Origin of the sequence: Micromonospora sp. NPDC049203 (assembly GCF_043197215.1) — a bacterium.
Lineage (GTDB): Bacteria > Actinomycetota > Actinomycetes > Mycobacteriales > Micromonosporaceae > Micromonospora.
Map to the genome: position 1 here is coordinate 131,706 of NZ_JBICSV010000005.1, position 24,138 is coordinate 155,843.

Genomic DNA, 24,138 nt, shown 5'->3' on the forward strand with positions numbered 1-24,138 from the left:
TGTCCCGGATGTGCCGCCGGTTGGCGCCACAACCGCGTCGCGGTAAGGTCGCCGTCGGTTAGGGGAGGGTATCCTAAGTTGACCATCAGACGGAATCACCGCCCGGCGCGCCGGACAAGGCCGGCGCCATGACGCGCGTCGATCGCGATCGGTGGGGCGTGCCGCAGATGTGGGCCGCCGACGCCGACGCGCTCGCGCGGCTTCAGGGGCGTGTCGCCGCGACGGACCGGGCCTGGCAGATCAGCGTCGAACGATGGCGCGCCGAGGGGCGCCTCGCCGCCCACGTCGGCCCGGCCGAGCTGGCGTGGGACCGGTTCGCCCGCCGCGTACGGCTGGACGACACCGCCCGGCGCTGCTACGAGCGGCTGGACCCGGACACCCGGCGCTGGGTCGGGGCGTACGTCGACGGGGTCAACGCCGGACTCGCCGAGGGCGCCGCGGGCGCGCCGGAGTTCGCCGCCACCGGCGCCGCGCCCGAGCCCTGGCACCCCTGGTCGCCGCTCGGCGTCTTCCTCGTCCAGCACGTGCTGTTCTCCACGTTCCCGAACAAGCTGTGGCACGCGCACGTGGCCCGGACACTAGGCCCCGACGCGGCCGGGCTGTTCGCGGTCGAGGGACCGGCGTCGGCGGGCAGCAACGCCTGGGCGCTGCCCGCCGACCCGGCCGGCGGACGCGGCCCGGTGATCGCCGGTGACCCGCACCGGCTGCTCGAACTCCCCGGCGTCTACCAGCAGGTCCGGCTGGCCTGCCCGGAGTTCGACGTGGTCGGGCTCGCCTTTCCCGGCGTGCCCGGCGTGCCGCACTTCGGCCACACCGGCCACGTGGCCTGGGCCGTCACCAACGCGATGGCCGACTACCAGGACCTCTACCGCGAACGGCTGCGCCGCGACGGTGGCCGGGTCCTGGTGCGCGACGCCGCCGGCTGGACGCCGGTCGCGCGCCACGTCGAGGAGATCGAGGTGCGCGGCGGCGCCCCGGAGACGGTCGAGGTGATCGAGACGCCGCGCGGCCCGGTGATCGACCACGACCGGGTCACCGGCGAGGCGATCGTGCTGCGCACGCCGAGCCGGGTCGAGGCACGCCTCGGCTTCGAGGCGCTGCTGCCGCTGCTGCGCGCCCGGCGTGCCGGCGACGTCGCAGACGCGCTGCGCGACTGGGTCGAGCCGGTCAACAGCGTGCTCGCCGCCGACACCGAGGGGAGCGTCCGCCGCCTGGTCGCCGGCCTGGTCCCGGTACGCGACGAGCGGTGCCGCCGGGAACCCGTGCCGGCCTGGGAACCGGCCTACCGGTGGCGGGGCGACTACCTGCCGCTGGTCGACGAGCGGGTCGACGGCGTGGCGGTGTGCGCCAACGACCGGCGCGACGACGTGGCCGCGCACGGCGCCGACTTCGCCCCGCCGCACCGGGCCCGCCGGATCCGGGCGCTGCTCGCCGAGGGCACCGAGCCTTCCACAGTGCACACCGACGACCGGCTCCCGGCCGGCCCGCTGTCCCGGCTGCTCGACCGGCTCGACCCGGACGGGCTCGACGAACCCGCCCGCGCGCTGCTGCTGCGGCTGCGCGGATGGGACCGGGCGATGGCATCCGGCTCGGTCGAGGCCGGCGCGTACGCGGCCTGGCGGGCGGCGCTGGCCCGGCGGTTGCGCGTACACCCGAGGCTGCGTGCCCTCGGCGAGCCGTGCGGGTTCGACGAGCTGTTCGCCCCCTGGACCGACCCGGCCGCCCGGATCGGCCTGGCGCTGGACCACCTGGCCGCCGAGTTCGACCTCGCGGAACCGGCCGCCGAGGCGCTGGCCGAGGTGGCCGCCGGCCCTGCTTCCGGTGAGTGGGGCAGCCGGCACCTGTTGCACCCGGTGCACCTGGGCGTCGCCCCGGCCGTCACCGACGCGGTCGCCGCGATGCGGCGGGAGGTGGCGCTGGCCGGTGACACCGACTGCGTGCTCGCGACGTCCAGCGTGCCGGGCGTCTCCGACGCCTGCTGGCGCGGCCCGGTGGCCCGCTACGTGTGGGATCTGACCGACCGGGCGGCCAGCCGCTGGATCGTCACCTTCGGTGCCTCCGGGCGCCCCGGCGACGCGCACTTCGCCGACCAACTGACCCACTGGGCGACCGGGACGCTGATCCCGGTGCCCGCCGGCCCCCTGACGGGAGACGAGACGACGTGATCCACCTGGAGCGCATCCCCGGCCTCGGCGAGCTGGCGCTGGATCCGGTACGCCCCGACCGGGACGCCGAACTGCTGCACGGCTGGGTCATCCGGCCCCGCAACCGGTTCTGGGGCATGGGCTCGCACACGGTCGACGAGGTACGCGAGATCTACGCGTTCGTCGACGGGCTGGACACCCACCACGCGTACCTGATCCGGCTCGACGGCGAGCCGATCGGGCTGTTCCAGACCTACCGGCCCGAGGCGGACCCGGTCGGCGAGCGTTACCCGGTGCGGCCCGGCGACGTGGGGACGCACCTGCTGCTCGACGCGCCCCGGCGGTATCCGGGTTCGCTGACCGGCGCGGTCTTCCCGGCCCTGGTCCGGTTCCTGCTGCGCGACCCGGCCGCGTGCCGCGTCGTGGTCGAGCCGGACGTGCGCAACGACGCGATGCTGCGCCGGCTGCGGATCGAGGGATTCACGTTCGGCGACGAGATCGACATGCCGGACAAGCGGGCGCGGCTGGCGTTCCTGACCCGGGAGCGGTTCGAGACGGACCACCCGGCGGCCTGACCGGTCGGCCCGGCAGAGGGCCGTGTGCGGCCGGGCGGGGATGCCCGCCCGGCCGCACACGCGCGCGGGGTCAGACCTCGGTCAGCCGGACGGCGTCGGCGATGACCAGGCCGGCCGCGGAACTCCACCGGCTGACCGCGACCCGGTTGGCGTCCCCGGCGGGCAGCGTGAACGTGCCCAGCGTGCGCCACTGCCCGCCGGTCGCCCGCTGGTCGACGACGACAGTCCGGTTGCCGGTGGTGGTGGCGACGATGTACGGCGTGGCCGCGTTGTAGCCCGCGTTCGCCGGCCACCACGCCTCGACCCGGTAGTTGCCGGTGCGCGGGACGTTGAACTTGTACCAGGCCGCGTCGCTCGCGGCGACCGGGTCCGCGTAGCGGTAGTCGGCGCCGTAGCGCTGCCCGGAGTACGTCGAGGTGCCCCAGCTGGCGCTCGCGGTGAACCGGCCCGCCGTCGCGTTGTCCACCGTCGACGTCCACCCGGTGCCGCCGCCGGCCATCTTGGCGGCCACGTCGGCGCGCATCGTGTTCAGGTCGATGAAGGACGGATCGATCTTGCCGGTGGTGCTGGTCTCCCGGTGGCCCCGGGCGTAGCTGGAGTCCCGGCCGAGCCGCTTGAGCACGGCGGCGGTGGCCGCGATGCTGGCGTTGTACTGGGCGGTGGTCATCCGCTGGTCGACGCCGTTGTAGTCGATCTCCCACCCGATCATCAGGGTGTTCCCGTCCCCGGCCGGGATCGGGCCGCTGCCGCCGCTGGTGCCGGCGTGGTTGCACCGGCCGGCGGAGATCACGTGGAACACGCCGTGGTAGTCCACGAGCGCCTGGCACAGCGGACCGGCCAGGTCGGAGCGGCCGTTGATGCAGATGTTCAGCGCCGGGTGCGGGTTGGTGGCGCTGGACGTGGCGGCGGTGTGGTGCCAGAGCACGCCGATCGGGTCGAACGAGCCGGGGCGCATCCGGTTGAGCCAGTCGCCCTCGACCACGACCTGTACGCCGGCCGCCCGCAGCACGTCCACCAGCCAGGGAATGGTCGCCATCACTGCTCCCCGAGCAGGTCGGCGAGGCACTCGGCCTTCGGCGCCGCGAGCGCCGTGCCGGGACGGACGGCCACGGCGAGGGCGGCGGCCACCAGGGCGGGTACGCCGAGCAGACCTCGGCGCCGCAGACGGGGGGATCGTGACGTGGGCATGGCGCTCCTCGGGTGACGGCGCTGCACTGATCGACGGATGTGAGTGCGGGCACGCTATACCGCCGCCGGGCTCTCTGTCGATACCCTTCGATGATCGTTTCTGCGGTGAAAACTTTCGCCAGACCATCTGTCGTCATCCGTCGATGCGTGGTAGAAATCCTGCCCAGATCTCGCCGCCGGGCGAGGATTCCTTCCCAGGAGGACGCCGATGAGAGCGATCGCCACGGCCCTGACGCTTCTCGCAGTGGTCACGGCCGCGACCGTGCCGGCGACGGCCTCGGCCGCCCCGGCCGCCGCCGAGCCGTCGCCCGCCGTCGCAGCGGTCGGCCCGCAGCCCGGCACCTTCACCGGCAGGGGCTTCGACACCTGCACCGCGCCGTCGCAGGCCGCGATGGACGCCTGGCTGGCCGCGTCGCCGTACCGCGCTGTCGGCGTCTACATCAGCGGCGGCAGCCGGACGTGCGCCCAGCCCAACCTCACCGCCACCTGGGTCGCCGAGCAGACCCGCAAGGGCTGGCGGCTCATCCCCATCGAGCTGGGCTACCAGGCGCCCTGCGGCACCCGTACGCCGAAGATGTCCGCCGACCCGGCGACCGCCCGCGCGCAGGGCAGGACCGCGGCGGACAGCGCGGCCGGGGCGGCACAGGCGCTCGGCATCGGCGCCGGCAGCACGCTCTACAACGACATCGAGCAGTACCCGACGACCGCCGCCTGCCGGGCCGCGGTGCTCTCCTTCCTCTCCGGCTGGGTCGAGCGCCTGCACACGCGCGGCTACCTCGCCGGCATGTACTCAAGCGGCTCGTCCGGCATCAGGGACGTCTGCGACGCCTACCACGACACCCGGTACCTGCGTCTGGACCAGATCTGGATCGCCTGGTGGAACGGCGTCGCGGACACCGACGGGGGCACGTACTGCGCCGACGACCGCTACGCCGACCAGCAGCGCCTGCACCAGTACGCCGGTGACGTCACCGAGACGTGGGGCGGCGTGACCATGAAGATCGACCGCAACTACCTGGACGTACGGGCCGGCACGCCGCCCGCCTCCTGGAGCGTCACAGTCGACAACACCACGGCGGGCGGGTTCACCGCGGGCGCGGCCTGGGGCACCTCCGCGTACTCCGGGCAGCGCTACGGCGCCGACTACCGCTTCGCCGCTCCGGTGGCGTCCAGTGACGTGGCCTGGTTCCGGGCCACCCTGCCGGCGACCGGCGCCTACGAGGTCTCGGTCTGGTATCCGGCCGACCCCGGTTACAACGACCGCACCCCGTACCTGGTGGCCACCACGACCGGCAACCGGTCGGTGGCCGTCGACCAGCGCACCGGCGGCGGACGCTGGGTGTCCCTCGGTGTGTTCACGCTCGCCGCCGGAACCGGGGACAAGGTCGGGGTGAGCCGCTGGAGCGCCGGCACCGGCTACGTGGTCGCCGACGCGGTACGCCTCACCCGGGTCTGAGCGCGCCCGGGGCGGGGGGGGGGGGGGGGGGGGGGGGGGGGGGGGGGGGGGCGGGGGGCGGGGGGGGGCGGGGCGCCCGGGCGGGGCCCCCCCGGCGGCGCCCCCCGCCCCCCCGCCCCGGGGCGGCGGGGGGGGGCGCGCCCCGCGCGCCCCCCCCCCCCCCCCCCCCCCCCCCCCCCCCCCCCCCGCGTCCGGGTCAGCTCAGGTGCGCCAGCAGGGCGGTGGCCATGCCCTGCTCGCCACGGGCGTTCGGGTGGAACGGCGCGGCGGAGTTCTGCGGCACCAGCCCCTCCACCCAGCGGGTGCCGCTGCTCTTGCACGCGTCGCGGCCGATCGAGGGGGTGTAGACGTCGGCGTAGCTCGCGCCGCCCGCCGCCGCGGTGTCGGCGAGCATCGTGTTCAGTGCCTTCTGGACGCCGCGCAGGTACGGCACGTCCTGATAGGCGATCGGCACCACGGGCCAGCAGCCGTATCCGGTGTCGGGCAGGATCGCCGGGTAGCCGAGCACCACCACGCGCGCGTTCGGCGCGGCCTGGCGGACCGCCCGCAGCACGGCTGTCACCTTGGGGGCGGTGGCGGCGATACGGGCCCGCAACTGGTCCGTGCCGCCCGCGGTGAACCGGTCCTTGCAGGGCGATCCGAGCGGGCTGCTGACGCTCGCCTCGGCGCAGTCGCCGATGATGCCGGCGAAGCCGATGTCGTTGCCGCCGATCTGCACCGTCACCAGCGCGGTGTTCGAGGTGACGGCGTTGACCTGCGGCGGCAGCGCGATGCCCAGCGCGCCGTCGCCGCCGGACAGGATGTCCTCGGTGGTGGCCCCGGAGCAGCTCACGTCGGCGAACGACGAGGAACCGGCGGACGCCGCGACCACTGACGGGTAGTTGCGGTTGGAGCGCAGGCAGTTCAGGTCGACCTGGGTGGGCACGAGCGGGGCGGAGGTGTAGGAGTCGCCGAGCGCGACATAGCGCCCGGCGGGTGCGGCGGCGACGGCGGGTACGGCTGCGGTGAGCAGCACGCCGGTGACGGCCGCGGCGAGCGCGGTCATCTTGCCGGCGGTTCGTAGGAGCGGCAGGCGGGGACGGATCATGGCGCTCTCCCGGAGGGTCCTGGTGGTGGTGCTGGGGATTCTGTCCGCGCCTGTGATGCACGTCAATATAGACAAGCCTCACTAAATGTTGTCCCGGGATGTGGTCCGCCGCCGCCCGGCCGAGGGCTTGTTGCCGCGTCGTGATGTTGCGTGCGTCACACTTTTCGCCGATGTCGGCGTCGGGTAGAGGGTGCGTGCCGAGCGCTCGTTTCGTTGCGTCGCAACGCTCCCCGGCCCGGTCGCCCCTGGTGGGCGGCTCGGCGCCGGATCCGCGTCCGCACGCACCGGAGCGGCCCCGGCACGGCTGGTGAAGGACCGATCGAATGTCGGCGATCCTGGATTTGCGGGCGTCATTACGCTGCGAAGTGGTTGATCGCCGGAACCACGGACGACAGGTGGAAGAACCTCAGATGAGTGACAATCACCCTCCCTACGGAGGCTATCCGGACCCGAACGCCGGAGCGTGGGGCAACCAGCCCGACCCGAACGCCCCGTACGGCGCGCAGCCGGCCTCCGGCGCGCCCTACGGCTCGCCACCGGCTTCGGGTGCGCCCTACGGCGCCCAGCCCGCCTCGGGTGCCCCGTACGGCGCGCAGCCCGCGTCGGGTGCCCCCTACGGCGCGCAGCCGGCGTCGGGCGCTCCGTACGGCGCGCAGCCCGCGGCGCCCTACCCGGGCCAGCCGGGCTACGCCGGGCAGCCGTACGCGCCCACCCCGCCCCCGAGCGGCGGCAAGAGCAAGGGTCTCATCGTCGGCCTCGCGGCCGGCGCGGTCACGCTGACGCTGCTGTGCTGCGGCGGTGGCCTCGCCTACGTCGCGTTCAACGAGGACGAGGAGGACCCGAAGCCGGCCGCCTCGGGCAGCGCCACCCCCGGGCCGGACAGCAGCTCCTCCGCGACCCCCAGCGCGGGCGGGCCGGAGTCGAGCGGGCCGGACGGCCCCACCAACAACAACTCGATCACCGCGCGGTACTCCAGCGAGATGTCGGCGGTCTGCGACGGGGGAGCGATCCTCAACGCCGCGCCGTACACCGCGCCGGCGGGCTCGAAGGCGTACGTCTTCTCCAACTCCCCGGACCGGCCGTCCTTCTGGTCGCAGAAGACGGTCAGCTCGGCCAAGCCCTACTACGCCAAGTCGGCGGACTTCGCCACGGTGTCCGTCATCGGCTGCCTCAAGATGGTCGAGGGCAGCGAGGGCACGCCGAAGAAGTGCCAGTACAAGAACAGCGAGGAGAAGGTCGTCACCATCGACTACATCTCCTCGCGGTACACCCTGACCTTCCACGCGGCCAAGACCGGTGAGAAGGTCGGCGACGGCGGCACGGTGGCCGCGCCGGCCGCCCGCTGCCCGAGCTTCATCTCCTACAACAAGGCGACGATGAAGTCGTACGCGTCGCCGGACAGCGGCACCATCGAGGCCGCGCTCGACCGCTTCCTGCGGTAACCGACGCCGGTGTGTGGAGCCGGCAGGCCGGGAGTTCCCGGCCTGCCGGCTCCGTCGTGTCGCGGCCCGGTCAGAAGTCGTCGTCGAAGGTCACGCTGCCGGTCACGCCGACCTGGTACGCCGAGACCCGGCGCTCGAAGAAGTTGGACAGCTCCTGCACGTCCTGCAACTCCATGAACGCGAACGGGTTGGCGCTGCCGTACATCGGCGCGATGCCGAGCACGGCCAGGCGCCGGTCGGCCACGTGCTGGAGGTACGCGCGCATGTCCGCCGGCGACATCCCCGGCACGCCCTGCCCGAGCAGGTCCTCGGCGAAGCTCACCTCGCACTCCACCGCCTCGGCCAGCATCTCCCTGACCTGGCGTTCCATCTCGTCGTCGAACAGGTCCGGCTCCTCGGCGCGTACGGTCTCCACCACGTCGAAGGCGAACGCCATGTGCATCGACTCGTCGCGGAACACCCAGTTGGTGCCGGAGGCCAGCCCGTTGAGCAGGCCCCGGGAGCGCAGGAAGTAGACGTAGGCGAACGCGCCGTAGAAGAACAGGCCCTCGATACACGCGGCGAAGCAGATCAGGTTGAGCAGGAACGCCCGCCGGTCCGCGCGGGTCCGCAGCTCCCGCAGCTCGAAGACGGAGTCGATCCACCGGAAGCAGAACTCGGCCTTGCGGGCGATCGACGGGATGTTCTCCACCGCCGCGAACGCGGCGAACCGTTCCTTCTCGTCCGGCACGTACGTGTCGAGCAGGTTCAGGTAGAACTGGACGTGCACCGCCTCCTCGAACAGCTGCCGGGACAGGTAGAGCCGGCCCTCGGGCGAGTTGACGTGCTGGTAGAGGTTGAGCACCAGGTTGTTCGCGACGATGGTGTCGCCGGTGGCGAAGAACGCCACCAGCCGCGACACCAGGTGCCGTTCGGCCGGGGACAGCTTCGCCAGGTCGGCGAGGTCCGAGTGCAGGTCCACCTCCTCGACCGTCCAGGTGTTCCTGATGGCGTCCTTGAAGCGGTCGAAGAAGCGCGGGTAGCGCATCGGCCGCAGGGTCAGGTCCATGCCGGGGTCGAGCAGCATGTGCCGGGTCGGCGCGGTGGTGGTCACTGGCATGCCTCGCAGCTCTCGGGGTTCTCCAGGGAACAGGCCAGCGCCTCGTCGTCGCGCACGGCGGAGACCGGCGCGACGGTGGCCTGCTGGATGCGGGTGGCGGGACGGGAACGCAGGTAGTAGGTGGTCTTCAACCCGGCCTTCCAGGCGTACAGGTACATCGAGGAGAGCTTGCCGATGGTCGGCGCGCTCAGGAACAGGTTCAGCGACTGGGACTGGTCGACGAAGGGCGCACGCGCGGCGGCCAGGTCGATAAGCGCCCGTTGCGGCAGCTCCCAGGCGGTGCGGAACAGCTCCCGCACCGGCGCGGGCAGCTCGGCGATGTCCTGCACCGAGCCCTCGGCCCGCTTGATCCGGTCGCGGACCTGCGGCGTCCACAGCCCGCGCGCCTTCAGCTCCCGCACCAGGTACGTGTTGACCTGGAGGAACTCCCCGGACATGGTCTCGCGCTTGAACAGGTTGGACACCTGCGGCTCGACGCACTCGTAGCAGCCGGCGATGGAGGCGATGGTGGCGGTCGGCGCGATCGCCACCAGCAGCGAGTTTCGCAGCCCGTGGGCGGCGATCCGCTCGCGCAGCGCCGCCCACCGTCCGGTCTGCGCCGGCTCCGCGCCCCACAGGTCCGGGTGCAGGTCACCCTTGGCGGCCCGGGTCTGCGGGTACGCCGGATGCGGGCCGTACCGTTCGGCCAGCCCGGTGGAGGTCTCCAGCGCGGTCAGCAGGATCTCCTCCTGCACGCGGGTGGACAGCTCCTTCGCCTCCGGGGAGTCGAACGGCAGGCGCAGCGTGAAGAACGCGTCCTGCAACCCCATCAGCCCGAGCCCGACCGGCCGCCAGCGCGGGTTCGACGCCGCCGCCTGCCCGGCCGGGTAGTAGTTGATGTCGATCACCCGGTCGAGGAAGACCACTGCCGTGCGCACCGTGGCACGCAGCCGTTCCCAGTCCACCCCGTCGGCGGTGACGTGCGCGCCGAGGTTCACCGAGCCGAGGTTGCACACGGCCGTCTCGGTGTCGTCGTTCACCTCCAGGATCTCGGTGCACAGGTTGGACAGGTGGATCACGTTGCCCGGCTCGCCGGTCTGGTTGGACAGCCGGTTCGCGGCGTCCTTGAACGTCATCCAGCCGTTTCCGGTCTGCGCGAGCGTGCGCATCATCCGGCCGTACAGGTCCCGGGCCCGGACCGTGCGGACCGCGTTCTTCTCCGCCGCCCGGTACGCGGCGTCGAACGCCTCGCCGTACAGGTCGGGCAGCTCCGGGGCGTCCGACGGGTCGACCAGCGACCACTCGCCGTCGGCCTCGACCCGGCGCATGAACTCGTCCGGGATCCAGTTGGCCAGGTTGAGGTTGTGCGTACGCCGGGACTCCTCGCCGGTGTTGTCCCGCAGCTCCAGGAACTCCTCCACGTCCGGGTGCCACGGCTCCAGGTAGACGCAGGCCGCGCCCTTGCGCCGACCGCCCTGGTTGACCGCGGCCACCCCGGCGTCGAGGGTCTTGAGGAACGGCACGATGCCGTTGGACCGGCCGTTGGTGCCCCGGATCAGCGCGCCCCGGCCGCGCACCCGCGACCAGGAGATGCCGATGCCGCCGGAGAACTTCGACAGCTTCGCCACCTGGTGGTACCGCTCGTAGATCGAGTCAAGCTCGTCGCGCGGCGAGTCGACCAGGAAGCACGACGACATCTGGGTGTGCCGGGTGCCGGAGTTGAACAGCGTGGGGGAGCTGGGCAGATAGGCCAGGCTGGACATCAGGCGGTAGAAGCCGACCGCCTCGCCCGGGGTGCGGGACAGCCCGCAGGCCACCCGCAGCAGCCAGTACTGCGGCGCCTCCACCACCAGCCGCGACAGCGGGTGCCGCAGCAGGTAGCGGTCCGCCACCGTGCGCAGTCCGAAGTACTCGAACCGCAGGTCACCGTCCGGGTCCACGGCGTCGTCGAGCTTGCGGGCGTGCCGGGCCACGAACGCGGCCGTCTCGTCGCCGATCAGTCCCAGCCCGTGCGCGTACGCGATCGACTGGCTGAAGCTCGCCACGCCCTGCCCGCGGACCTCCTTGTCCACGTACGCGGCCAGCAGCCGCGCCGCCAGCTTCGAGTACTGCGGCTCCTCGCCGATCAGCTCCGCCGCGGTCTGGATCGACAACCGGTCCAGTTCGGCGGTGGTCGCACCGTCGTAGAGCCCGCTGATCGTCTTCGTGGCCACCCGCAGCGGGTCCACCTCGTCCAGGTCCGCGACCCAGCGCTCGACCGCCCGGACGATCTTGCCGACGTCCACCGGCTCGGTGTCGCCGTCCCGCTTGCGTACCCGCATCGCCGGCCGGCGGGGCTCGGACCCGCCGGCGGTGGACGGGGGACTCTCCTGCACGACAGTCATGACCTCTCCTCGCTGTCACCGTCTGGAGACGGCGGGAGACGCCAACGGGCGCGGCGCACGGCCGGCCCGGCTGCTGGCGTCGGTCGTCCCGCGCGACCTCCGACCGCCGTACGCGGGAGCGCACGGCGCGCTGGCAGGTCTTCGGACTCGCGGGCCCGACCGGCGTTTGCCGGTCGCCTACTGGCCGTCGCTTCCCAGGCCAATGGCCCAGTGCTGTTGACGGCTGTCGTTCCCACTCACCGCTGCGGGGCAGTCCCGGATTCCCACCGGGTTCCCTCTTGCCTCGGACGGACCAGTGAAGGCCCGGCCGAACCAGCTACGGAAGACACCATATATGGCGGTGATGGCTGGATGGCAACACCAGATGTCGTGTCCGCGTGTCGGCTCGATCTCACCGTCCACAGTGCCTACCCCGGTTTCCGGCACATTTCGCCGGGCGGAATACTCGGCGCCATGGGGAATGCCGGGCGCCGCTGGGCGTGGGTAGCGGTCCTGGTTGTCGGCGTCGGGCTCCACCTGCTGGTGCTGGAGACACTGAGTGGCACCGGTGCCACCACGTTCGTACCGGCGCTGATCGTGCTGGGCGCGTCCGTCGCGCCCGCCACGTTCCTGGCCTTCGTCCAGGGGCGGCCGGCCCGCCGCCCGCTCCCCGGCGCCCTCGTCGGCCTCGCCGCGCTCCTCGGCGGCGTGATCGGCGTGGTCGCCGCCGGATGGCTGGAGTACGACACGCTGAACCACCTCGGCGTCCTGCCGATGGCGCTCGTCGGGCTGGCCGAGGAGACCGCGAAGCTGATCGTGCCGGCGGGCGTCCTGCTGCTGTGGGGACGGCACCGGACCCCGGCGCAGGGGTTGGTGCTCGGTGTGGCCGCCGGCGCCGGGTTCGCCGCGCTGGAGACCATGGGCTACGCGTTCACCGCGTTCGTCGGGTCGCAGGGCAGCCTCGGCGCGGTCGAGCGGACACTGCTGGTGCGTGGGCTCACCGCGCCCGCCGCGCACCTGGCCTGGACCGGGCTGACCGCCGCCGCGTTGTTCACGTTCGCCGCCGCGCCCGGCGGCCGGAGGCTGGCGGCGTTCCTGCTCACCTTCGCCGCGGTGGTCACGCTGCACACCTGCTGGGACACGTTGGGCACGCAGCCCGCGTACGTGTTCATCGGCGGCGTGTCGCTGGGCTGGATGCTGCTGCGCCTGCATCTGGACCGCGAGCGGCCGTCCCCACCCCGGACGCCGGTCACGCCGGGGACGCCGGCCCCACCCGTGACGCCGGCCGTGCCGTCGCCCCGGGAGATGGCGGCGCAGGCCGCCTGAGCCGGACGCGGCCGACTCAGACCTCCCCGGCGCCGTCGAGCAGCGCCCGGCGCAGCGCCAGCCGGTGTTCGCGCCGGATCTGCGCCTCCCGGTAGCGCCGCCGGTCGCCGTCGGTCTCGGTGTGCAGCGGCGGCACCGGCCGGGGCTGCCCGTCGTCGTCCACCGCCACCATCACCAGGTGCGCGGTCGCCACGTCCACCGGCGGCACCGCGCGGTCCCACCGGTCCGCGCTGACCTTCACCGCCACCTCCATCGAGCTGCGGCCGGCCCAGGTGATCCGGGCGTCCACGTGCACCACGTCCCCGACGCGTACCGCGCGCAGGAACGCGGTCTCGTCGATGGCGGCGGTGACGGCCGGTCCGTCGGAGTGGCGGGCGGCGACCACCCCGGCGACCGAGTCGATCAGGTTGAGGATGCGCCCGCCGTGGACCGTGCCCATCAGGTTGGTGTGGTGCTGGTCCATGATCTGCGACAGGGTCAGGTGCGAGGCCGACGGTGGTCGGCCGGTGAGCGTGATGGTGTCGGGCACTGTGCGGTTCCGTCCTCGCAGAAGCGGACCGCCGACCGGCCGGGGCGTGCACGTCGAGGACACGCCGACGGCCCTGCCTGCGGCGTGTCACCCGCCCGACCCACCCGCGAGGTCGACGGCGGCGCGCACCGGTGGTACGCGCGACGCGGGCAGGTCTTCGGACTCGCGGGCGTGACACGAGGTCGCCTACTGGCCGTCGCTTCCCAGGCCGTGGCCCAGTGCTGTTGACGGCTGTCGTTCCCACTCACCGCTGCGGGGCAGCCCCGGACTTCCACCGGGTTCCCTCTTACGACACCCGGCCGTCGCCGACCGGGTGAACCAGCGCTTCCCGCAGCGTAGCCCAGTGCCGGCCGGCACGGTCATCAGGACGGCGTTGCTCCCGTCCCCGCCGGAGCCAGTGGCGCCGCGCCGAACGACACGGCGAACCGCTTGCACCAGATCGACACGCTGCGCAAGCCGTCCAGGTCCACCGACGCGGGGATGTCGTACGCCTGGTCGCCGATGTTGCCCTTGAGCCGGCCCAGTTCGACGAAGCGGCCGTCGTCGAACACCTGCCAGCCCGCCCGGCCGGACCGCACCTTCCGGTCGGTGAGCCAGACCCGCAGGTCGGGGCCGTCCGAGGTGTCCAGTCCGCGCAGGAGCAGCTGACGGCGGCCGTCGGCGAGGCGGACGAGCTGCGCCCGGCCGGACGTGTCGTGCTCGTGGGTGACGAAGTCACCGGCGGCGAGCACCACGTCGGCGGGCGTAGCGCCGGTCGGCGACGGGCCGGCCGTGCCGGAAGCCGGCGGGCCGGTCGTGCCGGCCGGCTGCGGCTCCGCCACGGTCGGCAGCGTCTCGCGTACCTCGCGGTCGGTCGCCAGCCGCCACGGCTGGAACAGGTACAGGCTCACCCCGAGACCGGTGACGGCCACCACGGCCAGCACTGACAGCACCACACGTCTTCTGCCCATGCCGTGACGCTAGGCGCGTACCCGGCGGAAAGATCTTTCCGTCCGCTTACGGCTCGCCCGCGGGCCGCCGCTCCGGGCCGCCGATGGGTAGCGTCTGGCCCATGGGGCGCTACGTGCTCGTCGTCGACGACGACCGGACGGTCAGCGACGTCGTCCGGCGCTACCTGGAACAGGACGGCTGCCGGGTCCGGCTCTCCTTCGACGGGCCGGACGCGCTCGCCGCGGCCGAGGAGGAGCCGCCCGACCTGGTGGTCCTCGATTTGATGATGCCGGGCCTCGACGGCATCGAGGTGTGCCGGCGGCTGCGGCGCCGGCTGCCCGGCCTGCCGGTCGTCATGCTCACCGCGCTCGGCGACGAGGCCGACCGCGTCGCCGGGCTGGAGGTCGGCGCGGACGACTACGTGACCAAACCGTTCTCGCCGCGCGAGCTGGTGCTGCGCATCAGGTCGGTGCTGCGGCGCACGGCCCCGCAGGACCGGGGGCCGTCGGGGGTGCTGCGCGACGGTGACCTCACCGCGGACACCGACCGGCGGGTCGCCGAGCGCGCCGGGCAGCAGCTGGCGCTGACCGTACGGGAGTTCGACCTGCTCGCCTTCCTGCTGGCGAACCCGGGACGGGCCTGGTCGCGGGCCGAGCTGCTGGACCGCGTGTGGGGCTGGCGGTTCGGCGACCAGTCCACAGTCACGGTCCACGTGCGGCGGCTGCGGGAGAAGATCGAGGAGCGGGCCGCGCAGCCCCGCCGCATCGTCACCGTCTGGGGCGTCGGCTACCGGTACGAGCCGCAGGACGCGCCCCGGTGAACGAGCTGCTGGTCATCGGGTTCTACGCCCTGCTCGCCGGAGCGGTCGTCGGCGCGCTCGGCGCCGGAGCGCTGCGGCTGGTGCGCCACCGGTCGATCCTCGCGCACATCGCGGTGCTGCTCGCGGTCACCATCGCCTCGGTGACGGCGGGCGTCACCGCCGTCGCCCAGGCCATGTTCCTGTCCGCGCACGACCTCCAGGTCGTCCTCGTGACGGTCGCGGCGTCGGCGGCGGTGAGCCTGGCCGTCGGGGTGGCGTTCGCCCGGCGGCTGGCGCAGGCGGCGGTCTGGGCCGACCAGGCCCGGCAGCGGGAGCGGCAGCTGGAGGCCGGCCGCCGCGAGCTGGTCGCCTGGGTCTCGCACGATCTGCGTACGCCGCTGGCCGGACTGCGGGCGATGGCGGAGGCGCTGGAGGACCGGGTGGTCGACGAGCCGGGGGCGGTGGCCGAGTACCACCACCGGATCCGGGTCGAGACGGACCGGATGACGCGCCTTGTCGACGACCTGTTCGAGCTGTCCCGGATCAACGCCGGAGCGCTGCGGCCCGCGCTGTCCCCGGTGCCGCTCGGCGACGTGGTCTCCGACGCGATCGCCGCCACCGCGCCGCTGGCCGCCGACCGGCGGGTCCGGGTGCTCGCCCCCGAGACCGGCTGGCCGACGGTCCGGGCAGCCGAGGCCGAACTCGCCCGCGTCGTGACGAACCTGCTGGTCAACTCGGTGCGGTACACGCCGCCGGACGGCACGGTGCGTGTCGATGCCGGCCGGGAGGCCGACGACGCGTGGCTCGCCGTCTCCGACACCTGCGGCGGCATCCCCGAGGCGGACCTGCCCCGGGTGTTCGACGTGGCGTTCCGGGGCACCCGGGCCCGTACCCCGGCACCGGCCGGCGACGACGAGGCGGCGCCGGCCGGCGGCGGGCTGGGTCTGGCGATCGTGCGCGGGCTGGTCGAGGCGCACGGCGGGCGGGTGCACGCGCACAACGTCACCGGCGGGTGTCGGTTCGTCGTCCGCCTGCCGGCCGCCTGACCGGGCCGGGCTGGTCAGGCGGCGGCCGGGGGACCGGTCTCCGTCAGGCGCCCGTCGGCCAGGCGCAACCAGCGGCCGACGTCGATCGCGGCGAGGAACCGCTCGTCGTGGCTGACCACCAGCAACGCGCCCCGGTAGGCGTGCAGCGCGCTCTCCAACTGGCTGACGCTGACCAGGTCGAGGTTGTTCGTCGGCTCGTCGAGCAGGAGCAGCTGCGGCGCCGGTTCGGCGCCCAGCACGCACGCGAGGGTGGCGCGCAGCCGCTCACCGCCGGAGAGCACCCCGACCGGAAGGTGCGCCCGCGGGCCGCGGAACAGGAAGCGGGCGAGCAGGTTCATCCGCCGCGCGTCAGGGGCCCGCGGCGCGAACGCGGCGAGATTCTCCGCGACGGTACGGTCCAGGTCGAGCAGGTCCAGGCGCTGCGACAGGTACGCGATCCGGCCCTCGGCGCGCGTGATCCGGCCGCTCTCCGGTTCCAGGTCACCGTCGATCAGGCGCAGCAGCGTGGACTTGCCCGCGCCGTTGGCACCGAGCAGGGCGATCCGCTCCGGGCCCCGGATCGTCAGGTCGACACCGCCGGCGGCGAACAGTGGGCGGCCGCCGTGCCGGACCCGCACGCCCTCGACGGTGAGCAGCGTGCGCCCGGCCGGCACGGTGGTGGCGGGCAGCTCCACGGTGATCGTCTTCTCGTTGCGCAGCGCCCGCTCGGCCTCGTCCAGCCGCGCCCGGGCGTCGTCGACCCGCCCGGAGTGCATCTCGTTCGCCTTGCCCGCGGACACCTGCGCGTCCCGCTTCATGCCACCGGCGACGATCCTCGGCAGGCCCGCGTTCTTCAGGTTGCGGGCCGCGTTCCCGGCCCGCCGGGCCGCCCGCTCGCGGGCCTCCTGCAACTCCCGCTTCTCCCGCTTGAGCTCCTGTTCGGCGCTGCGCACGTTCTTCTCCGCCACCTCCTGCGCGGCCCGCACGGCCGCCTCGTACGAGGTGAAGTTCCCGCCGTGGAAGCGCAGCTCACCGCGTTCGAGTTCGGCGATGCGGTCCATCCGGTCCAGCAGTGCCCGGTCGTGGCTGACCAGCAGCAGGCAGCCATGCCACTGCTCCAGCACGTCGTGCAGCCGGTGCCGGGCGTCGAGGTCGAGGTTGTTCGTCGGCTCGTCCAGCAGCAGCACGTCGGGCTGCTTGAGCAGCTGCGCCGCCAGGCCGAGGGAGACCACCTGACCACCGCTGAGCGTGCCCAGGGGCCGGTCGAAGGCCAGGTCGCCGAGGCCGAGCCGGTCGAGTTGCGCGCGGGTGCGCTCCTCGATGTCCCAGTCGGCGCCGATCGTGGTGAAGTGCCTCTCGTCGGCGTCACCGGCTTCGATGGCGTGCAGTGCCGCGATCAGCGGGGCGATCTCCAGCACCTCGGCCACGGTGAGGCCGGCGGCCAGCGGCAGGCTCTGCGGGAGGTAGCCCAGGACGCCGTCGACGGTCACCGACCCGGCGGCCGGGCGGTACTCGCCGGCGATCAGCCGCAGCAGCGTGCTCTTGCCGGCGCCGTTCGGCGCGACCAGGCCGGTCCGGCCGCCGCCGAGGGTGAAGGAGAGGTTCTGGAAGACCGGCGTGTCGTCCGGCCAGGAGAAGGTCAGGTTCGAGCAGACGACAAAGGAATCGGACATCGGGCGACGACCTCGACGTACGGGCGGGCGGACCGGATCCGCCCGGCGGGGGACATGGTCACGAGGGAACGACGGGACGACCACGGCGCTCGCCTGCGGTCGGTCGCGTCTCCGGGCTCACCCGGAGATGTCGTCGTCACCCGCCATGTCTGCTCTCCCTGTGCGATCTGCGCGTCACCGCTGTGCGATCTGCGCGTCTTCCCGCTGCGATCTGCGCGCTCGGACCGGTCGGGTTCACGGTAGCACCGACCGTGCCCACGGGTGGGTACGGCCGTCGTCCGGCGGTGCCGGCGACCGGCGTGACCTGCGTTACCTCTCGCCGAGACGGGAATGTGATCACCGGAGGCGCATTTGACTCAGGGTGTGAGTGCCGCACCCTCTTCCGCCCGGGCGCACGCCGACCGGGCGGAGATCCCCCAGACGACCGATGCCACCCCGACACCCACCCCGGGCGACCTGATGAGCCGGGGCCAGCGGCTCAAGCTCGTGCTGGTCCTCGGCTCGCTGATCGCTGTGGGTCCGCTGACGATCGACATGTACCTGCCCGCGCTGCCCGCCATCGTCACGGACTTCGCGACCACGTCGGCGGCGGTCCAGTTGACGCTCACCGGCACGCTCGCCGGGCTGGCCGTCGGGCAGTTGCTGATCGGGCCGCTGTCGGACGCGATCGGGCGGCGCCGCCCGCTGATCGCCGGCCTCCTGCTGCACATCGTGGCGTCGGCGCTGTGCGTGGTCGCCCCGAACATCGCCGTCCTCGGCGTCCTGCGCGTCGTGCAGGGCCTCGGTGTCGCCGCGACCGCGGTGGTGGCGATGGCGGTGGTGCGTGACCTGTTCAGCGGGGCGGCGTTCGCCACCCTGCTGTCCCGGCTGCTGCTGGTGATGGGTGCGGCGCCGGTCCTCGCCCCGACGCTGGGCGGCGGCGTGCTGCGGTGGACCGACTGGCGGGGCGTCTTCGTGGTCCTTGCCGTATTCGGGGTGCTGCTCGTCGTGCTGGCCACTGTCGCCCTGCCCGAGACACTGCCGCCCGCGCGCCGCCAGCGCGGTGGAGTCGTCGCGACCGTGATGACGTACGGCGGGCTGCTGCGGGACCGGGTCTTCGTCGGCCTGGTCCTGGTCGCCGGACTGGCCATGGCGGCGCTGTTCGCGTACGTCGCGGGGTCGTCGTTCGTGCTGCAGGACGGGTACGGGCTCGACGAGCAGCAGTTCGGCCTGGCGTTCGGCGCGGGCGCGGTGGGCCTGATCGGCGCCACCCAGTACAACGTGCGGCTGCTGCGCCGCTACCCGTCGCAGTGGATCCTGCTGACCTCGCTGGTGGCGGGCACGGTGGCCGGGCTGGCCCTGGTGGTGTTCGCCGCGACCGGCTTCGGCGGGCTGCCCGCCCTGCTGGTGTCGCTGTGGCTGGTGCTGGCGGCAGCGGGCCTGGCCATGCCGAACGCCCCGGCGCTGGCCCTGTCCCGCCACGGTGAGGCGGCCGGCACCGCGTCCGCCCTGCTCGGCGCCGTGCAGTTCGGCGTGGGCGCGGTGGCGGCGCCGCTGGTCGGTGTGCTCGGCACCGGCGCGGTGGCGATGGCCCTGGTGGTGGCCGGCGGGATGGTGGCGGCACTGGTGGTGCTGCTGGTCGTCGTCCGGCCGTCCCGGCTCGCCGGTCTGGAGGCGGCTCCGGCGGTCGCTGTCGCGCACTGATCGGACGGCCCGGATCGGCGGCGGGTGCGCGCGGTGCCTACGCTGCTGCCATGACCGTCCCGGCCCGCATCCTGGTCGAGGGGATCCACGGTTCCGGCAAGTCGACGCTCGCCGCGCATCTGGCGCAGCGGTTCGGCCTGCCCTGGTTTCCGGTCGACGATCTGCTGTGGGAGCCCGGCTGGGTCGAGGTGCCGGTCGCCGAGCAGCGACGCCGGATCGAGGCGATCTGCCGGCGCGACAGCTGGATTCTCGACGGCGCGTACCACGGGTGGCGGGACGTGGTCCTCGGCCGCGCCGACCTGGTGATCGGCCTGGACTATCCGCGTGGGGTCTCGTTCCGCCGGCTGCTGCGGCGCACGCGGCGGCGGCTGGCGAGCGGCGAGGAGATCTGCAACGGCAACCGGGAGTCCTGGGGGAGCGTGCTGTCTCCCGACTCGGTCCTGGTGTGGCACGTCACCGGGTTCAGCCGGGCGCGCCGGCGCATGCGGGCCTGGGCGGCCGACCCGGCCGGTCCGCCGGTGCTGCTGTTCGACGACCCGGGCGCCCTCGACGGCTGGCTGGCCCGGGGCGCGCCGGCAGGACCGCGGGTGCCGCGGCCCGGCGCCTAGCGTGAACGACCTGCCCGCCCGCGGGGGCGCTCACCCGAAGCCCTCGGTCCACTTACATCGGGAAGCGGCCCCGGCGCCACTGCCAGTGGCGTCCCGCCCGGATGTGGTCGACGACCGCGCGCTGGAGCACGGTGCGGCGCGGCAGCCGGTCCAGCGGCGTGTCCAGGGTGCGGAACACGAACCGCAGCATCTCGGTGTCGCCGTCGAGACCGGGCAGTTCCTGGTAGGGCTCCACTGTGAACCGCCGCTGGAACCGGACGATGTTGGAGTCCTCCGGCAGGTATTCGCGCAACTGCGGGTCGAGCAGCCAGGAGCCGCAGGAGAACGCGGTGTAGCGCTCGTCGGGGAAGTGGCGCGGGAAGAACGCGCGGGCCCGCTCCAGCGACGCGTCGACCGCCTCCGGGGTCAGCGGTCCCGAGTCCGGGACGTGCAGCTCGATCGCCTCGGCGTCGCCGCGCTGGTGCTGGAGCCGGCCCAGTTCGTAGATGCCGCCGCGCGCGTGCAGCGTCAGCCAGCACTGGATGACCGGCCAGCCCTCACCGTTCATCCGCCGGTCGACGGCGAGGTTGCTGCCCAGGTCGGCGAGCGTCGTCCAGGACACCTCGTCGGGCACGCCGTGGTCGGTGTGGTAGGCCCGGGCCACGTCGACCAGTGCCAGGTACGCGTAGGCGTACAGGTGCCGCCAGGCCGGACCCCGCTCGCGGGGCAGCGCCGGGCCCGGCGGCAGCCAGGCGAAACCACCGAGGTCGGCGCGGACCAGGGCGATCGAGCGGTCGAGCAGCCAGCGCAGCTCCGGCGTCCACAGTGGCGACCCGGGCTCCGGCCAGCCCGCCAGGATCTCGGCGGCGTCGTCGGGGCGGACCGCGAGCCGGTCCAGCAGCGCGGGCGCGTCCGCCCGGGCGGGCAGCGGCGCGGAGGGCAGGTCACCGGCGAGCCGGCGCACCCGGTCGACCTCCTCGGCGGGCACGCCGAGCCGGCCGGCGACGTCGTCGACATCCATGGCGACGACGCTACCGGCCGGCGCCCGCTCTAACAGCCCCGTGCGGTGCTCAGCGCCGTTGCTGGCACGGCACGCAGAAGCGGGCCGAGGGCAGGATCTCCAGGCGGGCGGTCGGGATGTCCTGCCCGCAGCGTTCGCAGACGCCGTACGTGCCCTCGGACATCCGCTTGAGCGCCTGTGCGGTGTCCGCGACGCCCTGGCGGGCGACCTCGATCAGCCGGCGCAGCGTGTCCGGGTCGTGGCCGCCGTGGCCGGGCTGCCGCGTGTGCAGCGTCAGCTCGGTGAGCTGGTCGGTGTACTCGCCGAACTGCCGGTCGAGCAGTTCGCGCAGGGTGTCGGTGCGGTTGAGGGCGTGCGTCATGATGTGGCGCTCCTTTCCGGGCGGCGCTGGGTGTCGTGCGGGTGGCGCAGGGCCGAGATGGCGGCCATGCCGGCGCCGGTCAGCGCCGCGGTACGGGGTGACGCGGCCCGGTGGACCGTGGCGCCGAGCGTGGCCACCAGGCGGGCGGTCACGTCGGGCCGGGTGGCGCCGTCGCCGATGACGACCGGGCCACGGGTCAGCGCGGCGCGGACCAGGGGCCGCAGCGCCGCGTCCTGCCGCAGCTCGCGTACCAGCCGGGCGGTGGTGTCGGCGAGCATGACGGCGGTCGTCGTGTGGTTCAGGTCCCGGGTGCCGACGTCGGCCCGCCGGGCGGCGACCACCCGGCCGTCCTCCAGCAGCGCCACCTCGCTGAGCTGGGCGCCGATGTCGGCGACCAGCAGCGTGCCGGCGGCGGCGCCGGCGCCGATGGCGCCCGCCCGGACGCTGTCGAGGAACAGCAGCCGGGACGGCGCGAGGACGGCGGTCAGCACCCGGCGCGCCGCCTCCTGCTCGGCCGGCGCGGCGAGCACCGGACGGCAGGCCACCACCAGCGCGCCGACCGGGACCGGGGTGCGGTGGTCGCGCAGGATCCGGCGCAGCTCGGTGACGCAGGCCGGACCGTCGACGATCCGCCCGCGCCGGACGACCGGGCTGCGCAGGCCGTGCCCGACCGGGACGCTCAGCGTCCGGCCCGGTCCCAGCCAGATCCGCAGCAGGCTGCTGCCGAGGTCCACGGCGATCGGCGCCGCGTCGACGGTCACCGACGGGCGGCTGCCGTGGGAACGGCCGATCAGCATGCCGGTACGGGCCGGCGGGCGAATGGCGGTGACAGGGTGCGGCATACCGACCTCTTTCGGATCAGGGTGCCCAACCGGGCGGTGGACGGTGCGGGGAAGGGGCGTGGCCGGGGCCGCGGGCGTCGGATTCACTCGACGACGCCGGTGGCCGGGGGCTTCAGACGCGCTTCTGGTCGCCGCTCGCAGGTCGGGACGCGACGAGAACGGCGAACGCCGGTGGTGGAGCCATCGACGTGCGGGTCATGCTCACCACCTCCTCGCTGCTCGGTACCGCCTCGGACCTCCAGCGTCGCCGGGAACAGCACGCGCGGCACTGCACGCCACCGGCCAACAACGGGCGCGATGATTGCCGGTCGCCGGAACCCGGATCTCCCCATCCCCCCTGGCTATGGTTGACACATGGAGAACGCGAGCGCAGCTCGAACGTCTTCCGCGTCGCCCTGACGCCGGCCGGTTCCGGCGGGTCCGCGGCGACCGCGTCCGAAGGAGGTCCCCGTGATCATCGAACGTACAACCCTCCCCGGCATCGGGGTCCGGCACACGCTGGTCACCGAGGAGGGCCGTCGCATCGGGGTGATCGACTACCAGGTGGGCGGCCGGCGCGACGTCGTCCACGACGACCCGGACGACCCGGACCGCATGGTCACGCTGACCCTCACCCGCGACGAGGCGGCGGCCCTGGCCAACCTGCTCGGTTTCCCGGAGCTGGTCGCCGTACCGGCCTGAGCCGGCCCTACGCCGGCAGCGGCCGGCGCGGCCAGTCCAGCGCCCGCGCCCCGAGCACGGCGGCGTGCAGCGTGAACCGGTCCCGCGCGTCGGCGGGGTCGTAGCCGCTCAACGCCCGGATCCGGGCCAGCCGGTAGGTGACGGTGCGCACCGACACGTGCAGCCGCCGGGCGGCCTCGGTGGCGACCTCGCCGCAGGCGAAGTACTCGTTGAGCGTGTCCAGCAGCGGCTCGGCGCCGCCACGTGCCTGGGCCAGCGGCGTCAGCACCGCCCGGACCAGGTCGACCATGGCGGGCTGGTCACGCAGCAGCACCCGGTAGATCAGCAGGTCGTGCGCGTCGATCACGGATGCCTCACTGTGCAGGCGGCGTGCTGTGGTCAGCGCCTCCCGGGCCTCCTCGTACGAGCGGGCGATGCCGTAGACGCCGGGATGCGGGCGGCCCACCGCCACCTGCCACGGCCGGCCCCGCACCAGGCGGTCCAGCTCGCCGTGCATCAGCGTGCCGAGGTTCGCGGACGGGCCGGCGTCACGGCCCCGGTCGGCGGTCACCGGGTCCGCCGGGGCGATCACCACGAGCAGGCCCTCCTTGGTCGCCACCAGCACGTCCCGGTCACCGAGCCGGTCGAAGATGACCCGCTCCAGCGCGCTGATCGCCGCCTCCGTGTCCGGCAGCCGGCGGCCGGGCGCGGCGAGCGCGACCTGGTGCACCCGGGCCAGGTCCAGGCCGAACGGCTCGGCCCGCTCCACCAGGCCGCCCAGGTCGGAGTCGCCGCGCAGCAGGTCGTCGACGAGTTCCCGGCGCAGTGACTCCTCGCGCCGGACGAGTTCCCGGCGGGCCACCGCGTACCCCTCGGCGAGCGTGGCCACCGCGGTGTCGACCACGTGCAGGACGGCGTCGGCGGCGGCGCGGACCGCCTCGCTGTCGTCGGACCGGTCCAGGTGCGGCAGTTGCCGCCAGACGCGCCGCGCCGCGGACAGGTAGAGGCGTACCGCGCGGCCGGCGGAGATCCCCTGCTCGGCCGCGCGCCGGCCCAGCGCGCCGACCGCGTCGAGTTCGGCGCGGCGCGGCCGGCGGCCGGTCACCGCCGCGTCGGTGAGCAGCCGCAGGTAGTCGCCGAGCAGCTCCACCGGCACGCCACCGGCGTCGGCGCCCGCCTCGCGGGCCACCTCGGCCAGCCACTGCTCGTCCTCGCCGCCCGCGACCGGACCTGGCCGGCGGACGCTGTCGGTCATCGCGATCCCCCCGTGCGGGGCCCGCGCCGGAGGCCGGCCCACCGCGCCCAGCGTAGGCCGCGGGGCCGGCGTCGGCGGGCGTGACCGGCCCGTCCGGGGGCGGGCGCGCCCGGC

22 protein-coding genes and 2 riboswitches are annotated in these 24,138 nt (G+C 74.0%); of the genes, 10 read left to right on the forward strand and 12 right to left on the reverse strand.

Annotation, left to right across the window (positions count from 1 at the left end; translation table 11 throughout):
• Positions 1-128 precede the first annotated feature (128 nt).
• Both ACGFIA_RS15905 and ACGFIA_RS15910 read left to right on the forward strand, forming a co-directional pair.
• The gene (locus tag ACGFIA_RS15905; protein WP_357384839.1) at positions 129-2,165 is read left to right on the forward strand and encodes a penicillin acylase family protein; all 2,037 of its coding nucleotides are present in this window, start codon (positions 129-131) and stop codon (positions 2,163-2,165) included.
• On the forward strand, positions 2,162-2,719 hold the full coding sequence (locus ACGFIA_RS15910; protein WP_357384841.1) for a GNAT family N-acetyltransferase: 558 nt from the start codon (positions 2,162-2,164) through the stop codon (positions 2,717-2,719). The genes ACGFIA_RS15905 and ACGFIA_RS15910 overlap by 4 nt, the downstream gene beginning before the upstream one ends.
• 70 nt (positions 2,720-2,789) lie before the next feature.
• Here ACGFIA_RS15910 and ACGFIA_RS15915 read toward each other — a convergent pair whose 3' ends face one another.
• Positions 2,790-3,755 carry an N-acetylmuramoyl-L-alanine amidase gene (locus ACGFIA_RS15915; RefSeq protein ID WP_357384843.1) on the reverse strand — a complete coding sequence of 322 codons (966 nt, stop codon included), beginning with the start codon at positions 3,753-3,755 and terminating at the stop codon, positions 2,790-2,792.
• Positions 3,755-3,907: a hypothetical protein gene (locus tag ACGFIA_RS15920; protein WP_162959110.1), complete on the reverse strand. Its 153-nt coding sequence runs from the start codon at positions 3,905-3,907 to the stop codon at positions 3,755-3,757. Before ACGFIA_RS15920 ends, ACGFIA_RS15915 begins: the two co-directional genes overlap by 1 nt.
• Positions 3,908-4,115: 208 nt before the next feature.
• On the opposite strand from ACGFIA_RS15920, the gene ACGFIA_RS15925 reads away from it, so the two are divergent.
• Positions 4,116-5,363 carry a glycoside hydrolase domain-containing protein gene (locus ACGFIA_RS15925; protein ID WP_357384845.1) on the forward strand — a complete coding sequence of 416 codons (1,248 nt, stop codon included), beginning with the start codon at positions 4,116-4,118 and terminating at the stop codon, positions 5,361-5,363.
• A gap of 196 nt (positions 5,364-5,559) precedes the next feature.
• Here ACGFIA_RS15925 and ACGFIA_RS15930 read toward each other — a convergent pair whose 3' ends face one another.
• Positions 5,560-6,450, reverse strand: coding sequence for an SGNH/GDSL hydrolase family protein (locus ACGFIA_RS15930; RefSeq protein ID WP_357384847.1), 891 nt, complete (start codon positions 6,448-6,450; stop codon positions 5,560-5,562).
• A gap of 410 nt (positions 6,451-6,860) precedes the next feature.
• Here ACGFIA_RS15930 and ACGFIA_RS15935 point away from each other — a divergent pair, with 410 nt between their 5' ends.
• On the forward strand, positions 6,861-7,892 hold the full coding sequence (locus ACGFIA_RS15935) for a hypothetical protein (RefSeq protein WP_357384849.1): 1,032 nt from the start codon (positions 6,861-6,863) through the stop codon (positions 7,890-7,892).
• A gap of 70 nt (positions 7,893-7,962) precedes the next feature.
• Here ACGFIA_RS15935 and ACGFIA_RS15940 read toward each other — a convergent pair whose 3' ends face one another.
• Both ACGFIA_RS15940 and ACGFIA_RS15945 read right to left on the reverse strand, forming a co-directional pair.
• Positions 7,963-8,991 carry a ribonucleotide-diphosphate reductase subunit beta gene (locus ACGFIA_RS15940; RefSeq protein WP_357384851.1) on the reverse strand — a complete coding sequence of 343 codons (1,029 nt, stop codon included), beginning with the start codon at positions 8,989-8,991 and terminating at the stop codon, positions 7,963-7,965.
• Positions 8,982-11,354: a ribonucleoside-diphosphate reductase subunit alpha gene (locus ACGFIA_RS15945; protein WP_393260570.1), complete on the reverse strand. Its 2,373-nt coding sequence runs from the start codon at positions 11,352-11,354 to the stop codon at positions 8,982-8,984. The genes ACGFIA_RS15940 and ACGFIA_RS15945 overlap by 10 nt, the downstream gene beginning before the upstream one ends.
• A 114-nt stretch (positions 11,355-11,468) precedes the next feature.
• A riboswitch (cobalamin riboswitch) is annotated at positions 11,469-11,686 on the reverse strand.
• A gap of 121 nt (positions 11,687-11,807) precedes the next feature.
• On the opposite strand from ACGFIA_RS15945, the gene ACGFIA_RS15950 reads away from it, so the two are divergent.
• Positions 11,808-12,659 (forward strand): PrsW family glutamic-type intramembrane protease, encoded by an 852-nt coding sequence (locus ACGFIA_RS15950; RefSeq protein WP_357384854.1) that lies wholly within the window; start codon positions 11,808-11,810, stop codon positions 12,657-12,659.
• Between the two features lie 16 nt (positions 12,660-12,675).
• On the opposite strand, the gene ACGFIA_RS15955 is transcribed toward ACGFIA_RS15950, so the two are convergent.
• Complete coding sequence (locus ACGFIA_RS15955) at positions 12,676-13,188, reverse strand: acyl-CoA thioesterase (protein ID WP_357471208.1); 513 nt, start codon at positions 13,186-13,188, stop codon at positions 12,676-12,678.
• Positions 13,189-13,318: 130 nt separating this feature from the next.
• A riboswitch (cobalamin riboswitch) is annotated at positions 13,319-13,526 on the reverse strand.
• A gap of 24 nt (positions 13,527-13,550) precedes the next feature.
• Entirely contained in the window at positions 13,551-14,138 is a 588-nt protein-coding gene (locus tag ACGFIA_RS15960; protein ID WP_357384856.1) for a DM13 domain-containing protein, read from the reverse strand.
• 101 nt (positions 14,139-14,239) lie between these two features.
• On the opposite strand from ACGFIA_RS15960, the gene ACGFIA_RS15965 reads away from it, so the two are divergent.
• Positions 14,240-14,938 (forward strand): response regulator transcription factor, encoded by a 699-nt coding sequence (locus tag ACGFIA_RS15965; RefSeq protein WP_357478273.1) that lies wholly within the window; start codon positions 14,240-14,242, stop codon positions 14,936-14,938.
• On the forward strand, positions 14,935-15,963 hold the full coding sequence (locus ACGFIA_RS15970; RefSeq protein ID WP_357384861.1) for a HAMP domain-containing sensor histidine kinase: 1,029 nt from the start codon (positions 14,935-14,937) through the stop codon (positions 15,961-15,963). Before ACGFIA_RS15965 ends, ACGFIA_RS15970 begins: the two co-directional genes overlap by 4 nt.
• 14 nt (positions 15,964-15,977) lie before the next feature.
• Here the strand turns inward: ACGFIA_RS15970 and ACGFIA_RS15975 are convergent, their stop codons facing one another.
• Positions 15,978-17,615: an ABC-F family ATP-binding cassette domain-containing protein gene (locus tag ACGFIA_RS15975; RefSeq protein WP_357384863.1), complete on the reverse strand. Its 1,638-nt coding sequence runs from the start codon at positions 17,613-17,615 to the stop codon at positions 15,978-15,980.
• A 459-nt stretch (positions 17,616-18,074) separates the two neighbouring features.
• Between ACGFIA_RS15975 and ACGFIA_RS15980 the strand changes: the two genes are divergently transcribed.
• Together ACGFIA_RS15980 and ACGFIA_RS15985 are read left to right on the forward strand one after the other, a co-directional pair.
• A complete protein-coding gene (locus ACGFIA_RS15980) occupies positions 18,075-19,298 on the forward strand; it encodes a multidrug effflux MFS transporter (RefSeq protein ID WP_357471240.1) in 1,224 nt (407 codons plus the stop codon).
• Positions 19,299-19,348: 50 nt separating this feature from the next.
• Complete coding sequence (locus ACGFIA_RS15985; RefSeq protein ID WP_357384866.1) at positions 19,349-19,906, forward strand: adenylate kinase; 558 nt, start codon at positions 19,349-19,351, stop codon at positions 19,904-19,906.
• A 52-nt stretch (positions 19,907-19,958) separates the two neighbouring features.
• Here the strand turns inward: ACGFIA_RS15985 and ACGFIA_RS15990 are convergent, their stop codons facing one another.
• Genes ACGFIA_RS15990 through ACGFIA_RS16000 form a run of 3 tightly spaced genes read right to left on the reverse strand, consistent with a single transcriptional unit; the run spans position 19,959 to position 22,109 of the window.
• A complete protein-coding gene (locus ACGFIA_RS15990) occupies positions 19,959-20,906 on the reverse strand; it encodes an acyltransferase domain-containing protein (RefSeq protein ID WP_357478275.1) in 948 nt (315 codons plus the stop codon).
• A gap of 49 nt (positions 20,907-20,955) precedes the next feature.
• Positions 20,956-21,267: a TraR/DksA C4-type zinc finger protein gene (locus ACGFIA_RS15995; RefSeq protein WP_357384871.1), complete on the reverse strand. Its 312-nt coding sequence runs from the start codon at positions 21,265-21,267 to the stop codon at positions 20,956-20,958.
• Positions 21,264-22,109, reverse strand: coding sequence for a cell shape-determining protein MreB (locus ACGFIA_RS16000; protein ID WP_357478277.1), 846 nt, complete (start codon positions 22,107-22,109; stop codon positions 21,264-21,266). Before ACGFIA_RS16000 ends, ACGFIA_RS15995 begins: the two co-directional genes overlap by 4 nt.
• 450 nt (positions 22,110-22,559) lie before the next feature.
• On the opposite strand from ACGFIA_RS16000, the gene ACGFIA_RS16005 reads away from it, so the two are divergent.
• Positions 22,560-22,790, forward strand: coding sequence for a potassium transporter TrkA (locus tag ACGFIA_RS16005; RefSeq protein ID WP_357471194.1), 231 nt, complete (start codon positions 22,560-22,562; stop codon positions 22,788-22,790).
• Positions 22,791-22,797: 7 nt separating this feature from the next.
• On the opposite strand, the gene ACGFIA_RS16010 is transcribed toward ACGFIA_RS16005, so the two are convergent.
• Positions 22,798-24,024, reverse strand: a complete 1,227-nt coding sequence (locus tag ACGFIA_RS16010) for a helix-turn-helix domain-containing protein (RefSeq protein ID WP_357384877.1) — start codon at positions 24,022-24,024, stop codon at positions 22,798-22,800.
• Positions 24,025-24,138 lie beyond the last annotated feature (114 nt).